Here is a 16641-nt window from a genome sequence, read left to right as displayed (position 1 = left end):
AATATCCGCCAATAACCGATAATATAAAGTTTAAAAAAAAGAAGCGACTTAAAAATCATGATTTCATTAAAAATTGATTTTGTCAAATCACCCCGTATAATATTTTAGATATGGAGATGGCGGGATTTGAACCCGCGTCCAAAAACACCTCCCCTTAGTTTCTACATGTTTAGTTTATCTATTGAATTTAATTTTCTACATAAGCCGATAAACAGGCAATAGAAAACGAGTTTGATTTATCTCTTAATAAACTTTACAAACGGAAAAGTATATTCGTAGACTGCTATTAATGAACCGATTAACCTTGCCGCAGTCGAACAAAGTAACCAGCCTTTAGCTTATTAAGCTGCTAAAGCGTAATTTGTTTTTTCGCCAGTTATATTTAACTGAATGTGTTGTTAAAGAAGTCAACCCTCCTACATGCCGCCAAGAAGACCAGTATCCCTGTCGAATCCTAAACATCCCCTAACTGATGCTATTATTCTATCATAATTTTTAAAATATGTAAAACTTTATTCATTTTTATGATATAATTACCTTAACTATATTATTTGGAGGTTTTTTATGCAAACATTAATAAATAAACTACGCCCCCAAAAAATTAATGACATAATAGGACAGAGTCATCTTATTGGGGAAAACAAAGTTCTCACTAAAATAGTTGACAGCAAAAAGATGTTCTCTTTCATCTTATACGGTCCACCCGGAACCGGGAAGACATCTATCGCTTCTGCTCTAGCAAACGAACTTGACTATAAATTTAAAATACTTAATGCTGTGAATTGCACAAAAAAAGATTTAACAACCGTTATTGAAGAGTCAAAACGTTTTAAAAAAGTTATTTTGCTATTGGATGAATTTCATAGGCTTACTAAACCGATGCAAGATATACTCTTACCGGAAATTGAGTATGACAATATTTATGTTATTGGTTGTACCACCAATAACCCCTATCACACTGTTAACCCTGCAATTCGCTCCCGTCTAATTATTTTTGAATTAAACGCGATTTCTGATGAAAATATTTATAATCATTTAAAAAAAATATCAACAGATAGAGAATTATTTTCTAAAAAACTTGATATAGATGATAGTGTTTTTAGAACTATCTCACTTAATTCCGCCGGTGATTTACGATTTTCTTTAAATGTATTAGAAATATTATATAACCTATGTGATGAAAACTCTCATATAACTAAGGAAGATCTTTTAAATCTTTCTTTAGGGCATAATACCCATTATGATGCTGACGGAGATAATTTTTATGATATAATAAGTGCCTTTCAAAAATCAATTCGCGGTAGTGATGTTCAAGCATCTTTATACTACTTAGCCTTATTAATCGACAGCGGCGATTTGGATACTATTTATCGCAGAATGACTGTTATTGCTTATGAAGATGTTGGGCTTGCTAATCCTAATATCGGTACTTTTGTTCACTCTGCTATTGAAAGTGCAAAAATGCTTGGACTTCCTGAAGCACGTATTCCTCTTGCCAACGCTGTTATTCAGTTAGCACTGTCAATAAAATCAAATAGTGCTATCACAGCAATTGATAACGCACTAACAGAAATTAAAAATAATCCAAAATTTATTATTCCAACACACTTAAAAGATAATCACTACAGCGGAGCGGAAAAGTTAGGTCATGGTATCGGATATAAATATCCACACAATTCTCCTAATGGGTATATTAAACAACAATACTTACCTGATAACTTAATAAGCGCAGAATTTTACTCTCCTAAATTAAATAATAAAAATGAACAAAATCTAGCACGATATAAAAAATTTGTAGATAATTCCAAATAAAAAATTAGAAAGTTAAGGTAATAATATGGCTTCCAGCAAAAAAATTTGAATTTCATTTTAAAACAATTATCATCACTGGAAGATATAAAATATCGTGCGATGATGGGTAAATATATTTTGTATTATTAAAGATAAAATTGTTGGTGAGATATATGATGACAGATTACTCATTAAACCCGTAAAATCAGCTATAAATTATATGTAAAACGTGAAATATGAATTACCATATGCTAACGCAAAAAAATGATATTAGCATATAACGTAGATAATAAAGAATATTTATTAGGGATGTTTGATGCTATGTTTTATGAATCACCCGTTTCGAAAAACAAAAGTAAAAGATAAAATCTATATCAAAATTAATAAAATATAACTTCACTTTTTTTCTAGCTTCACTATCAAAAAAGAGAGTTAGTCATTTCAAAAAAGGACTAACTCTTTTACCTATTCTCCTAAAATTTTCACTTCACATTCCAATTCAACACCGGAATTTTTTAGAACTTCTTCTTGAACTTTTCTTATTAAATTCTTATAATCTTCACAAGTTGCATTACCGATATTCACCATAAACCCTGCGTGTTTTTTAGACACTTGTGCTCCGCCGACAGTTACTCCCTGCAAATTTGCATCTTGGATTAACTTCCCTGCAAAGTAACCAACCGGTCTTTTAAATACTGACCCGCATGAAGGATATTCTAGCGGTTGTTTTTCATTCCTCAATTTATTCAATTCATCAACTCTGGCGATTATATCATCTTTATTACCTTTAGCCATTTTAAAGTATACTTTTGAAATAATTTCTTTTGTTTCTTGAATAACAGAATGACGATAACTAAAATTCATTTCGTTATTTGAATAAACTTTTTTGTTGCCGTTTCTATCAAAAACTTCTACCTTTAAGACAACATCTTTCATTTCACCACCATAGGCTCCCGCATTCATAAATATTGCGCCTCCTATGCTACCGGGTATTCCACACGAAAATTCTAAATTTGTCAATGAGTTTTTTATACAAAAATCTGTAAGTTCTTTTAGAGTTACACCGGCATAACATGATATTATATCATTATGTAGCTCCATATCAGTCATTTCACTAGTTATAACGACTATACCTTTTATTCCGTTATCAGAAATAAGAACATTAGAACCATTCCCAAGAACAGTTAACTCTACTTTATTTTCGGTACTGAAGCGAATAATATTTTGAAAATCTTTCTCACTTTTTACTTTTATAAGTATTTGAGCATTTCCCCCAGTTTTTGTAAAACTATATTTCCTTAACGGTTCATTTTCCAATACTTCACTATCATTTAATAACTTTCTTAATTTATCTACTTCTATCATCTACTCTAACCTTCTTTAAAATTTCACCAATAAATTTTGCTTTTTCATTTGAATACTCTTTAAACGATAATTCTAAACATCTTTTCTTAAAATCATTATACTCTACTTTTATATTATCATAAGAAAGTAATTCTATACTTTTCAAAAAATCGTTATAAATATCCGTATTTCTTTGAACAACATATAAAACAACATCATAATTCATACTAAAATAATCTATAAGGCGCGCATATTTTATAACACCTTTTATGCTATTATGAGCTATTCTATGATAATTTATATTATTTAATCTCTTTTCGTCAAAAGTTGTTATTTCATGTAAATTTTCTACTATGACCAAAATATCAACAATATTTTCTCCTAATACATTTATCATGCTGGTTGCTCCGATATGTTTAAACTCACATTTGGGCATTTTGGGAATTGCTTTTATTTTTTTTATTTCAGCATCAAACAATTCCTTATACTGCTTCCTACTACTTATATTTTCAATTCGTACAGTTCTTTTGTTCATTAAAATTTATCCAATCATCTATTTCAAATACTTATCCATTATACTTTCTTATTTCGATAATGTAAAGTTAAAAAGTATTAACAAACATCTACTAACTAAATAAAATAATCAGTATATGTGAATAAACAATAAATTAGAAATACATATTTTTAAATGAAAAATCGAATCTAATTTTTTACCTATATGTTTAACTTTTTCTAAAATTAATTTCTAATTTATTTTCTGGTTTTTACTACATTCTTTATGACAAAAACACTCTACAGTATGGTCATTTAACATTCCTATAGCCTGCATAAAACTGTAAATAATCGTACTTCCGACAAAAATAAAACCACGTTTTTTCATATCTTTACTAATCTTATCTGATAAATCACTGGTACTTGGTACTTCACTGCTATCGCTAAAATTATTTTGTATTATTTTATAATCTGAAAATTGCCAAATATAATTGTTAAAAGTTCCAAATTCTTTTTGTATTTCTAAAAATGCTCTAGCATTTTTTCTAACACTATAAATTTTTAATTTATTTCTAATTATACTTTTATCTTGACGTAAATTTTCTAAATATTCATCTGAATAATTTGCACAAACTTTATAATCAAAATTATTAAAAGCACGTCTAAAATTTTCTCGTTTTTTTAAAATTAATGACCAACTAAGACCTGCTTGCATTCCTTCTAACACCAAATATTCAAAAAATTCTCTTTCATTATGTGTCGGTTTACACCATTCATTATCATGATATAAAATATCTAATTCATTTTTCACCCATGAACATCTATTTTTCATCTTCTTTTTCCTTTATTAAATTATCATTTACTATTTTTATCAACATTGTAAGACGTTTAATATTATAATTATCTTTTTTATCAACTTCTAAATAGAAACCGTCTTTTGCAACAATTCTAACATCTTTATATACGTTTAACGCCGTAAATAACTCTTTACCGTTTAAATTATTGAAAATATCTTTATTAAAGGTAATTACTACCTTATTAGCAAGCTCTTTTATACTTTCTACATAAGTATCTTTAGCTATTATACGAAGATAACATATATCAATAAGATTTTCCACTTCGTTTCCAGAATCTGAAAACCTGTCAATTAAATCTTCTACCACTACTTCTATTTCTTCTAATGTTTTTACATTGTTCAATCGTTTATAAAAATCAATTTTATCTCCGTCACTATTAATATATTCTTTAGGAATAAAGGCATCAACGTTTAATTTTATTTCTACATTATCTTTTTCCACTTCGAATATATCTGTTTTAATTTTTGGAGCTGTTTCTTTTATAATATTTTCATAGTATGCAATATCTTGATTTTTATCTCGGGATAAAATCGGTTCCAATATTTCTTTTTTCATCATAAGTTCCTGTTCCAGCATTTGCGAGTATAGTGTATAACCTACCGAATCAATAAAACCGTGTTGCCGTCCTCCCAATACATCTCCCGCACCTCTGATTGATAAATCCTGCATAGCTATTTTAAAACCGCTGCCCAATGTTGTAAAGTTTTTTATCGCTGATAACCGTTTTTCTGAAGCTTCTGTTAAGGATTTAAAAGGTTTGTACATTAAATAAGCATATGCTTCTCGTGTACTTCTTCCTACTCGCCCACGTAATTGATATAGTTGACTTAACCCAAATCTGTCCGCATCTTCTACTATTAAAGTATTAACATTCGGAATATCAATACCTGTTTCTATTATAGTAGTCGTTATTAAAACATCGTATTTTTTATCGATAACATCTGCCATTATATTTTCCAATTCTTTTTGACTCATTCTTCCGTGCGCAAAAGCAATATTTACATCCGGAAGCATTTCTTTTAGTTCAAGATATTTTTCATCAATAGTTTCTACCCTGTTATAAACGTAAAAAATCTGACCTCCCCGTGCCACTTCATTCAAAATCGCCTCTTTTATTACCATTTTATTTTCAGCTGCAACAAAAGTTTGAATAGGTTGACGTTCTCTCGGGGGTGTTTCTATTACTGATAAATCCCTTATTCCTATTAAGCTCATATGTAGTGTCCTTGGTATAGGAGTTGCACTTAGAGTTAGTACGTCAACCGTATTTTTCAAATATTTTATTTTCTCCTTATGTTTTACACCAAAACGTTGTTCTTCGTCTATTATTAATAACCCTAAATCACGATACTTAAATTTATCGTTAAGAAGTTTATGTGTACCTATTATAATATCAATCTGCCCCTCTTCAAGTCTTTTAACAATTCGAGTTATATCTTTGATTGTATTAAACCTACTTACAACTTCGATATTAATTGGAAAATTTTCAAATCTTGTAACAAAATTTTCATAATGTTGTTCAGCCAACAAAGTTGTCGGAACTAAAATAGCAACTTGCTTATTGTCCATCACCGCTTTAAACGCTATTCGCATAGCGACTTCTGTCTTCCCGAATCCAACATCACCACACAAAAGTCTATCCATAGGGCGCTCTTTTTCCATATCTCGTTTTATTTCTTCCGTTGCTTTTATTTGATCATCGGTCGGAATAAAATTAAAATCAGCCTCAAACTCACCTTGTTCAATACTATCTAAACTAAAGGCATACCCTTTATTCAATTCTCGTTTAATATATAATTTTATTAAATCTTCTGAAATATCTTCAATTTCTTTTTTTACTTTTGATTTAACTTGTTGCCATTTTTTAGTACCGAGTTTATTTAATACCGGCTTTCTATTATCAGTAGAGGCTGTATATTTTTGAATATAATTCATATTATGAATATCAACATAAATTATATCTCCACCATCATAAATTATTTTTAAAAAATCTTTGTACACACCATCAACTTCAATATTTTCTATACCTTTATACAATCCTATTCCATGACTTACATGAACAATATAATCCCCTATATTTAATTCTTGGTAATTCCTTATTTTTTCAGAATTTTTATATTTGAAATTAACTCTACGTTTTTTCTTACCTTCTTTTATAAAAAGTTCATAAGGTGTAAGCAATAATATTTTATCTTTATTATCTTCAAAACCTTTTAGACTAAATTTATTTATATCTACAAAAATTTTACCTTCTTTTATTCCATAGTAAATATCATCATAAAAGTAATTATCAAAAAGTACTTTTTCTATATAGTCTTTTTGTTTTTGATTATTTAAAGAAATAATAACCTTATATTTATTATTTAATTTTTCTCTAATTTCTTTAACTAAAAACTCTTCATTTGCGTAATAAGTTAAATCTACAACATCTAAATTATAATTTTGTTCAATTATTTTATCACTTAATTTTAAATTTGACAGATAATACTTCGTTGTATTGATATTTAATAATTTTTCGAAAGCAATATTATCAATAATATCTTGAAAAATATAATTTCTATTCATTTCCGATAAATTTTCCAAAAAATATTCTTTAAGATTTTCTCGTTTTTCTACTATTTTATTATAATTATCAAAGAAAATTATACTATCCTTAGGTAAATAATCCACTACACTATATGTTTCATCATAAATTAAATTTGAAAAATTTTCTAAGTCACTAAAATCATTTGTCGCTTGATATAGTTCTATTTTTTGATTAAGGTACTCACTAACTTCTTTATAATTTTCTTTTTTGTGTAAAGCTTTGTTGTCCAATTTTTTCAATATATTATTAATAACCATATTTTTTTCTTTTTTGGTTAAAAAGAAATCACTAGTTGGATAAATATAAGTTTTTTCCTGCTTTTTTAATGATTTTTGTGTAACAATATCAAACTCTCTTATACTGTCTAATTCATCATCAAAAAAATCTAACCTGATTGGATTATCACTTAATGGACTAAATACATCAACAATACCCCCACGTTTAGAAAACTCTCCGACTACATCAACACTATTAACACGATTATATCCCATATTAACCAATTTCTTTTGAAGATCTTCAAAAGAAATAACCGTATTAAGTGTAATTTCAAAACTATTATTTTTAAAATCCTCCGGTTTTTTTATAGTCCTATATATTGCTTCTATTGGAATAATAATGATACTGGGAATATTGTTTACAAGATTTTCCAACACCTGTATTGAATTTTGAATCAAATCATTACTTTTAGTTACAAAACGTTTTAGTACATCAATTTCCGGATATAAATAAGTTTCTTTCTCAAACTCACTTATTAATGAAAAAATTTCTTCTGCTTCCACTTTTCCTTGAGTGAATACTATAGTCATCTTTTTGTTTTTTTCAAATTCATTAAAAATTTGTAGTGCTTTTGTAGTGATATTATGACCATAAATTCCTATATTTTTATAACGTTTATCAAAATTTAAATCTACAATTTCAAATAAATTTTTAAGTAACATTTCATCCTCCTTTTTACAAAAATTTTCACACGGCAAATAGGGCGTGGATCTAAAATCGTGATTTTATAAAAATCAATCTATAGATCTACCCCTACATAAGATTTTAAGCATAACATACATAAAATATTTTATATAAGAAAGTTTTATACAAATTATTTGAAAAACGAAACACTTTACCTCTAAAATAATTAACGGTACTTCATTATATTTTATATAACTTGTATTATTTTTCAATCAGTTTTATTGTTATATTGCCTATTTTCGAAATATTTTCAATACTTTAATTCTAATAATTCTTTTTAGTTATACTTATTCATTAATTCTACTATATTCATTTTTGAAAAATCTTCTATAGCGTTAATACTTTTTTTATAAATTTTTTCTATTTCATTCATTTCTTCTTTTGTAAATTTTCCAAGTACATAGTCAACAACTTTCATTGGAGGTGTCGGTCTATCTATCCCAATCTTTAATCTATTAAAATTTTCAGTGCCTAAATGTGAAATAATACTTTTTATTCCATTATGCCCACCGCTACTTCCTTTTGCCTTCAATCTAAAACTTGCTGTTTTAGTATCTAAATCATCATAAACTACAAGTATATCATCTATATTTATTTCAAAATAATCATAAAATTTCCTTAAAGCCTCACCTGATAAATTCATATAAGTTGTCGGCTTTATTAATAAATACCTTATCCCGTTATAATAAGCAATCGTATAATCAGCATTAAATTTATTTTTATCAAAACTGATTCCCCAACTTTTTGCTAATTCATCTAAGATCATAAATCCTATATTATGTCTTGTATTTGCATATTGTTTACCGGGATTTCCAAGCCCAACAATTAATTTCATTTTTTCTCCTTTCTTAATTAATATTTAAAAAAGGCAACGAATTCGCTGCCTTTTTTAAATTTTCAAAAACTTTATATTAATCAAAAAGAACACTTACCGGTTCGTTGTGATGAATTCTATAAATTGCTTTAGCAATCAATTCACCGACACATAACGGAACCATTTTATCTAATTTTTTCTCTTCCGGTATATGAATTGTATTTGCATATACCAACTCTTTAATTGGAGAATCTTCTATCCTTTCCAATGCTTGCCCACTTAATACAGCATGCGAACAACTTGCATACACCTCTTTAGCACCCATATTTTTAAGTGCTTTAGCTCCTAGTGTAATAGTTCCTGCCGTATCTATAATATCATCTATAAGAATACACGTTTTTCCTTCAATATTACCTACAATATTCATTACTTCCGCAACGTTCGGCTTAGGTCTTCTTTTATCTATTATAGCTATCGGCGTATTCAACGAATCCGCTAATTTTCTCGCACGTGTAACTCCTCCATGATCGGGAGAAACAACAACGACATCATCCATATCTTTTAACTTTGTTTTAAAATATTTCGCAATAATAGGTACTGCCATAAGATGATCTACCGGAATATCAAAGAAACCTTGAATTTGAAGTGCATGTAAGTCTAAGGCGATTACTCTGTCAGCACCGGCTACTTCTAAAAGATTAGCTACCAATTTAGCAGTAATCGGTTCTCTACTTCTCGCTTTTCTATCTTGTCTTGCATATCCATAGTAAGGAATTACTACGTTAATAGTATCTACAGAAGCACGTTTTAAAGCATCAATCATAATTAAAAGAGTCATTAAATTGTCATTTACAGGTTCACTCGTTGATTGAATAACAAATACCTCACAACCTCTAACACTTTCTTCAATATTGATAGAAACCTCCCCATCGCTAAACTTTTTAACACTACATTTACTAAGTTCCACTCCTAGTGAATTTGCAACTTGTTTTGCCAGTGGAATATTAGAATTCAATGAAAATAGCTTCAACGGTTTATTTACAAGCATTTTAAATATTCTCCTTAAATTTGGTTCGATATAGTAATACAGCCGTATTCCTCTATAATTATAGCACAAATAATTTCTATTTTCTACCTAAACCCCGAACTTAATTTCAATTCATTTGTTTTGATTTCAATTTATCATATGTTAAAATATTTCTATAAAAATTGAGAAACTATCATCTCTAAAAATCTAATTATAAAGGAGCTTTTAATGGATAAAATTTTTGAACTTATTGAAAAAGAAAAATATCGTCAAAATACAAATATTGAACTCATTGCTAGTGAAAATTTTGTTTCAGAAAATATACTAAAAGCAACAGGGAGTATTCTTACCAATAAATATGCCGAGGGTTATCCCGGAAAAAGATATTATGACGGCTGTGAAGTTATTGATGAAATAGAAACTCTTGCTATTGAAAGACTAAAAAAATTATTTAATGCTGAATTTGTCAATGTTCAAGCACATTCCGGTTCTAGTGCTAATATTGCAGTTTACATGGCTTTACTAAACCCGGGGGACACCGTTCTTGGTATGAGCATGGATTCTGGAGGGCATTTAACACATGGTAGTCGTGTAAACTTCTCTGGGAAAATATTTAATGCCATCTCCTATGGGGTCACTAAAGACACTCATCTTATTGATTATGATGAAGTGTTAAAACTTGCAAAAGAGTATAAACCTAAAATGATTATAGCAGGAGCGAGTGCTTATTCTCGTATAATAGATTTTAAAAAATTTAGGGAAATTGCTGATGAAGTCGATGCCTACTTAATGGTAGATATGGCTCATATTGCAGGACTTGTTGCTACTAAATTACATCCTTCTCCTTTACCTTACGCTGACGTTGTAACTTCTACCACACATAAAACTCTTCGTGGCCCTCGTGGCGGAATTATATTAACCAATAATGAAAAAATAGCTACTAAAATCAACAAAATGATTTTCCCAGGAGCCCAAGGCGGCCCGTTGGAGCATATTATTGCAGCAAAAGCAATCTGTTTTAATGAGGCTTTACAACCATCATTTAAACTTTATCAACAACAAGTTTTAAATAACATGAAAGTCATGGTTAAAACTTTCAAGCAAAATAATATTCCTGTTGTAAGTAACGGAAGTGATAATCACCTTTGTTTAATAGATACCTTTACTACCTATGGTATCAACGGTCATGATGCTAGTGATTTACTAAGTAAAGCATATATCACATGTAACAAAAACGGTATCCCGTTTGATACGTTGCCACCGGCAAAAACAAGTGGACTTCGTTTAGGTACGGCGGCTATGACTACTAAAGGATATATTGAAGAAGATTTTATTGAAATTACCAATATTATCTGCAACCTACTGAAAAATGGAGAAAGCTATCTTCCAATAGCTCAGCTAGATGTGAAAAAAATAACAAGTAAAAAAAGAAAAGAATTTAGATAAATTTATCCATTACTATGTGACAATTTTATTATACTTTTTCACATTTTTTACGATTTAAAATTTAATAGCTATACATTTAAAAATAAATTGGTAAATTTCTCGTATATTCATAATTTTTTATGTTAATTATACACTTTTTTATTTAGAAAAAATATAGTATAATTACACTACAATCGAAAATTTATTTTTTAATGGAGAATAACAATGACTAATAAAAAAATGAATGTTGAAAGTTTTAACCTTGATCATACTAAAGTAGTTGCACCTTATATCAGGCTTGTTGGAGTATATAGCGGAGAAAATGGAGATAAAATATATAAATATGATATTAGATTTTGCCAGCCAAATAAAGAACATTTAGAAATGCCAAGCCTTCATTCTCTTGAACATTTAATTGCAGAATTAATTCGTAATCATCTTGATAACGTTTTGGATTTTGGACCAATGGGCTGTCAAACAGGGTTTTATTTATCAGTAATAAATAATGATAGTTATGAGACGGTAGTAGAAGCTCTTACCAAGACATTGGAAGATGTTCTTGTTGCTACTGAAGTACCGGCTTGCAATGAAATACAGTGCGGCTGGGCAGCTTCTCACTCTCTAAAAGGCGCTAAACAAGAAGCTATAAAATTTCTAGATAAAAAATCTGAATGGAAAATGTATTTGGTAAATAATAAATTTATTTTTAAAAGTATTATAAAAAAATCGAAGATTAGAAAATTTTTCTATCCTCGATTTTTATTTTATTTAGCTGCTAAACTACGAATAGCATTTCTATCCAACTCAATTTCTACTTTAGGTGCTATTCTTACCTTAACTGTCAGCGTTCCTACTTCTATTATATCCCCGTATATCCCGGCGAATGTGACGATTCTGTCACCTTCTTTTAAAGAATCTTGCAATAATTTTAATTCTTTATTTCGTTTTGATTGCGGTCTTATCACTATAAAATACATAAAACCAAATAATGCAACTATCATTATTATATTAATATATTGACTTGGCATATTTTTTACCTCCGAATTTCTGTATATGTTTATTCTACTATAATGTTTTAAAAAAATAAACTATAAATATTAGTATTATTAGAAATTTTTGGGATTTTTCTGATTTAAACCATATTTTTCGAAAAATTCTTCTTTGTAATCTAATAATCTATCTTCCATAATTGCCTTACGAATATTTTTCATCATATTAATTAAAAAATGTATATTATGTGTTGATGTAAGCCTTGCTCCAAATATTTCATCTGCTTTAAATAAGTGACGAAGATATGCCTTAGTATAATTTTTACAACAATAACAATCACACTCCGGATCCAGCGGGGTGAAATCTTCCGCATATTTTGCATTCTTTACAACAACTCTACCTTGCGACGTCATACATGTTCCGTTTCGTGCAATACGCGTCGGTAATACACAATCAAACATATCAACACCACGTAATACACCCTCAAACAATGCATCAGGAGATCCTACCCCCATTAAGTATCGTGCCTTATTTGTAGGTAGTAACGGTGTTAAATATTCTAATACTCTATACATTTCATGCTTAGGCTCTCCAACTGAAAGCCCTCCAATTGCATATCCCGGAAAATCTAAACTCACTAAATCCTTTGCACTTTGTTTTCTTAAATCATCGTACCCTGCACCCTGCACAATCCCAAAAATACTCTGTGTTTTTGGATTTTTATGTGCTTTTAAACAACGTTCAGCCCAACGTGAGGTTCTTTCTACAGATTGTCTAATATATTTATAATCATGATTAAAATCAGGACATTCATCAAATGCCATCATAATATCAGAACCGAGTGAATTTTGAATAAACATAGCTTTTTCAGGAGATAAAAATAATTTTTCACCCGATAGATGATTTCTAAAATGAACTCCTTCTTCTTCTATTTTTCTTAAATCACTTAATGAAAATACTTGAAACCCACCTGAATCGGTTAAAATACTTCCATCCCAATTCATAAATTTATGAAGCCCTCCGGCTTTTTCTACTACACTCTCTCCGGGTCTAAGCCATAGATGATATGTATTGGATAAAATAATATTGGCTCCCATACTTTTAACTTCTTCCGGCGCCATTGCTTTTACTGTTGCCTGTGTACCTACCGGCATAAATACCGGAGTTTCAAAACTACCATGCGGAGTATGAACTATACCCAGCCTCGCTCCTGACTGTTTACAAGTTTTAATATGCTCATACCAAACTGCATTTTCTCTTACATCTCTCATTACATAATCCTTTCTTAAAAATCATATTATCATCATCGCATCTCCAAAACTAAAGAAACGATATTTATTGTCCACTGCAATCTTATATAATTCTAGCACTTTTTCTCTGTCATAAAATGCACTAACCAACATTATTAGCGATGATTTCGGTAAGTGAAAGTTGGTTATCAAACCGTCTACACATTCAAACTCAAAGCCCGGATAAATAAATATATTTGTCCATCCGGAAGCTGCAACTATCTTTCCATTATTATCACGGGCAATAGTTTCTAAAGTTCTTGTAGAAGTTGTTCCAACTGAAAAAACTTTATTACCTCTTTTTTTAGTTTCATCGATTATATTTGCAGTTTCTTCATCAATTGTATAATATTCAGAATGCATATCATGATCTTCAATATTTTCAGTCACAACCGGACGAAATGTTCCAAGACCTACATGAAGCGTCAAATAAGCAATATTTACACCTTTTTCTTTTATTTTTTTCAACAATTCTTCTGTAAAGTGTAACCCTGCCGTTGGGGCTGCTGAACTGCCGATTTCTTTTGAATAAACCGTCTGATAACGTTCTTTGTCAATTAATCTTTCTTTTATGTACGGTGGCAGTGGCATTGTTCCCAGTTCATCAAGACGTTCTTGAAAAATTCCCTCATAGCTAAACCTAAAATACCTAAAACCATCATCCATTACTTTAATACACTCCGCTTCCATAACTCCGTCACCGAATGAAACAATACTTCCTATCTTTATTCTTTTAGCAGGTTTTACTAAACACTCCCAAATATTATGTTCTTTAGTTTTTAAAAGTAGCACCTCAATAGCCGCACCGGTTCCTTTTTTTCCCCCGTATAAACGTGCCGGCATTACACGAGTATTGTTAAGAACTAATGTATCTCCGGGATTAAAATAATCTATAATATCAGAGAACACCTTATGCTTATAATCATTGTTTTTTCTATCAACCATAAGTAATCTACTAGTATCTCGTTTTAACAGTGGAGTTTGTGCTATCAACTCTTCTGGTAAATTAAAATTAAACTCTTCTAATTTCATTTAATATCTCCTTTAAAAGTTACTTTACTATTATAGCTTGAATGTTAAAACTTATCAAGTTAACCAGCAAATTTATTTTCTTTTAAAATAAAAAATAAACCTAAAGTTAAAATTCTAGGCTCTCCAAAAAATACATATATGAAATTTTTTTCATTTGTTAATTTCATTAAAAATAACCCTAAAGACTTGGGCAAGTTTTGGGGGCTATTCTATCCCGTATTTACTATACAACCAAAAAAACTAACTTAAAGCCAAAACTTCAAAAGTAACAGAATGTGTTCTAAAACTTTTAGTAAAATTTTCACTTCAAATTAGTTATTTTTATAAATTTTGTCTATCTTCTCTTAAAGATTTAACATGAGCGAGAATATTGGTAACTATACCAAGTCCTATACTAAGAATTAAAAGTGAACTCCCTCCGTTGCTTACGAAAGGAAGTGGTACTCCTGTCATAGGAATAGAAGCAGTAACCCCTCCAATATTTATAACGGTTTGAACTGATAAAAGTGTTGCAAAACCTATTGCATACATGGCACCAAACGTATTTTTAGATTTAGTCCCCGCAAAAACAGCTTTTCCCACCAATATACAAAGTAACAAAATTACAAACAATACCCCTATAAGACCAAGTTCTTCAGCAATAATAGCTAAAATGAAATCTGTATGAGCCTCCGGTAAATAACCGAGTTTTTGAATAGAGTTCCCTAAACCACGACCCACTAATCCCCCATTACCAAACGCTATATAGGAATTTATTACCTGATCGGCTGCTGCACTAAGATTTTCTGAAAAAGGATTCAAAAATACCTTTATCCGATTAGTTCTATATGAACCTCCGGAAAATAACCCCGTAATAAATAAAATACCTATTAACATAACGCTCGCCAACAATGCAAGTGTTATAATTTTCCTGATATTTTTAAAATTCATATTGGAACAAAGCGCCATAATTCCAACAACACTAAGGGTTATTAAAACCATTCCGGTATCATTTTGAGCAAATATAACCGCTGTTAAAAATAAAGGTATTCCAAAAATATTAATTAATTCACTGCTTGTTAAGACTTGTCTTAATTTTGTCTTTCTTGTTTCTAAAATAAATGCCATATAAATAATAATAAACAGTTGCGCTAAAGTTGACGGTTGAAAACTAAACATCCCTAATCTTATCCATGATCTAGCACCATTTATACTTGGTAAAGCAAACGGTATTAATAGTAATCCCAAAATAATGAACTGCCCATATTTTAATAAATTTTTACTCCTAAAAATTTCAAATGGAACTACTACTGAAAAGATTAAAAATGCCACATAAGATAATGCTGCCCAAATTGCTTGCCTTATTAAAAAATAATTTGCATCTACCGGTACAGATGATGTGAATGTTCCGTACTTATTCCCAATCATACTGGCACTATAAACCATTATACAACTTAAAATAAACAAAATTAATAATGTTAAAGCCACTACAAGATCTAGCTTTACGTGACGTCGTTCATGTTTTATACTTTGCTGTAATCTTCTTATCTTCATAACCTAGTTTGCTTTGCTTTGGTTGTCAACATTGCCATACATCATACCGGCTTTATCTTCAAGGTCAGTTAAAATTTTCTTACCTGCCTCCTCAGTGATACAACCTATTTCTACCGCAAGATTTATTTCCTTTGTTAACCCGAAAATTTGTGTATCAATTACGTCTTGATATAATGGACATTTTTTTTGACCTTTAACAGAAAGACACGCTTCAATCATATCTTCGATTTTCATAATATCTTCTTCTATTCTTTTTCTAACTTTTATAAATATAAGACTATTTTCCATTTTTCTCACCTATCCTTTCGTTAATTCATAATTCATCTCATGTTTTATAATAGCAATCGCTCTTATAAAATCTTCTTTGGAAATTAATTCTAATCTTTTTAATTCTCTTACTTCATATTCTACCATGCTTAAAGTATGCTTTCTATCTTTCATATATATTATTATACCAAAAGATTTTAAAAATTGTTGTAAATCATAAAAATTTATCATTG

At 29.5% G+C, this 16641-nt stretch carries 14 protein-coding genes, 1 other RNA gene and 1 pseudogene; 3 read left to right on the top strand and 13 right to left on the bottom strand.

Going from position 1 to position 16641, the window contains the following annotated elements; genetic code table 11:
* Nucleotides 1-108: 108 nt before the first annotated feature.
* Nucleotides 109-466: a transfer-messenger RNA gene (ssrA, locus tag HMPREF1983_RS07725) on the bottom strand.
* A 98-nt stretch (nt 467-564) separates the two neighbouring features.
* Between ssrA and HMPREF1983_RS04740 the strand changes: the two genes are divergently transcribed.
* Nucleotides 565-1812 (top strand): replication-associated recombination protein A, encoded by a 1248-nt coding sequence (locus tag HMPREF1983_RS04740; RefSeq protein ID WP_021753158.1) that lies wholly within the window; start codon nt 565-567, stop codon nt 1810-1812.
* A gap of 444 nt (nt 1813-2256) precedes the next feature.
* On the opposite strand, the gene murB is transcribed toward HMPREF1983_RS04740, so the two are convergent.
* From murB to HMPREF1983_RS04710, 6 genes are all read right to left on the bottom strand, one after another.
* Nucleotides 2257-3156 carry a UDP-N-acetylmuramate dehydrogenase gene (gene murB / locus HMPREF1983_RS04735; RefSeq protein WP_021753157.1) on the bottom strand — a complete coding sequence of 300 codons (900 nt, stop codon included), beginning with the start codon at nt 3154-3156 and terminating at the stop codon, nt 2257-2259.
* Nucleotides 3140-3670, bottom strand: coding sequence for a GrpB family protein (locus HMPREF1983_RS04730; protein ID WP_021753156.1), 531 nt, complete (start codon nt 3668-3670; stop codon nt 3140-3142). The genes murB and HMPREF1983_RS04730 overlap by 17 nt, the downstream gene beginning before the upstream one ends.
* A gap of 210 nt (nt 3671-3880) precedes the next feature.
* Complete coding sequence (locus HMPREF1983_RS04725; protein ID WP_021753155.1) at nt 3881-4459, bottom strand: DNA-3-methyladenine glycosylase I; 579 nt, start codon at nt 4457-4459, stop codon at nt 3881-3883.
* Entirely contained in the window at nt 4449-8009 is a 3561-nt protein-coding gene (gene mfd, locus HMPREF1983_RS04720; protein ID WP_040461028.1) for a transcription-repair coupling factor, read from the bottom strand. The genes HMPREF1983_RS04725 and mfd overlap by 11 nt, the downstream gene beginning before the upstream one ends.
* Nucleotides 8010-8308: 299 nt before the next feature.
* Nucleotides 8309-8866, bottom strand: a complete 558-nt coding sequence (gene pth / locus HMPREF1983_RS04715) for an aminoacyl-tRNA hydrolase (RefSeq protein ID WP_021753153.1) — start codon at nt 8864-8866, stop codon at nt 8309-8311.
* Nucleotides 8867-8942: 76 nt separating this feature from the next.
* The gene (locus HMPREF1983_RS04710) at nt 8943-9893 is read right to left on the bottom strand and encodes a ribose-phosphate diphosphokinase (protein ID WP_021753152.1); all 951 of its coding nucleotides are present in this window, start codon (nt 9891-9893) and stop codon (nt 8943-8945) included.
* A 207-nt stretch (nt 9894-10100) separates the two neighbouring features.
* Between HMPREF1983_RS04710 and glyA the strand changes: the two genes are divergently transcribed.
* On the top strand, nt 10101-11318 hold the full coding sequence (gene glyA, locus HMPREF1983_RS04705; protein ID WP_021753151.1) for a serine hydroxymethyltransferase: 1218 nt from the start codon (nt 10101-10103) through the stop codon (nt 11316-11318).
* Nucleotides 11319-11522: 204 nt separating this feature from the next.
* Nucleotides 11523-11975 (top strand): annotated as a pseudogene (locus tag HMPREF1983_RS04700) (S-ribosylhomocysteine lyase); the annotation flags it as partial.
* Between the two features lie 86 nt (nt 11976-12061).
* Here HMPREF1983_RS04700 and yajC read toward each other — a convergent pair.
* From yajC to HMPREF1983_RS04675, 6 genes are all read right to left on the bottom strand, one after another.
* Nucleotides 12062-12274: a preprotein translocase subunit YajC gene (gene yajC / locus HMPREF1983_RS07715; RefSeq protein ID WP_245576428.1), complete on the bottom strand. Its 213-nt coding sequence runs from the start codon at nt 12272-12274 to the stop codon at nt 12062-12064.
* Nucleotides 12275-12403: 129 nt separating this feature from the next.
* The gene (gene tgt / locus HMPREF1983_RS04695) at nt 12404-13558 is read right to left on the bottom strand and encodes a tRNA guanosine(34) transglycosylase Tgt (RefSeq protein WP_021753149.1); all 1155 of its coding nucleotides are present in this window, start codon (nt 13556-13558) and stop codon (nt 12404-12406) included.
* A gap of 21 nt (nt 13559-13579) precedes the next feature.
* Nucleotides 13580-14608: a tRNA preQ1(34) S-adenosylmethionine ribosyltransferase-isomerase QueA gene (gene queA / locus HMPREF1983_RS04690; protein ID WP_021753148.1), complete on the bottom strand. Its 1029-nt coding sequence runs from the start codon at nt 14606-14608 to the stop codon at nt 13580-13582.
* 321 nt (nt 14609-14929) lie between these two features.
* Complete coding sequence (locus HMPREF1983_RS04685) at nt 14930-16141, bottom strand: FtsW/RodA/SpoVE family cell cycle protein (RefSeq protein WP_021753147.1); 1212 nt, start codon at nt 16139-16141, stop codon at nt 14930-14932.
* Nucleotides 16142-16144: 3 nt separating this feature from the next.
* The gene (locus HMPREF1983_RS04680; protein WP_040461025.1) at nt 16145-16429 is read right to left on the bottom strand and encodes a DUF1507 family protein; all 285 of its coding nucleotides are present in this window, start codon (nt 16427-16429) and stop codon (nt 16145-16147) included.
* A 9-nt stretch (nt 16430-16438) separates the two neighbouring features.
* Nucleotides 16439-16639 carry a YqgQ family protein gene (locus HMPREF1983_RS04675; RefSeq protein ID WP_021753145.1) on the bottom strand — a complete coding sequence of 67 codons (201 nt, stop codon included), beginning with the start codon at nt 16637-16639 and terminating at the stop codon, nt 16439-16441.
* Nucleotides 16640-16641 lie beyond the last annotated feature (2 nt).

The sequence above is a fragment of the Gemella bergeri ATCC 700627 genome (assembly GCF_000469465.1).
Taxonomy (GTDB): domain Bacteria; phylum Bacillota; class Bacilli; order Staphylococcales; family Gemellaceae; genus Gemella; species Gemella bergeri.
Note: the sequence above shows the minus strand (reverse complement) of the source record. Positions and strands in the feature narration are given on the sequence as shown.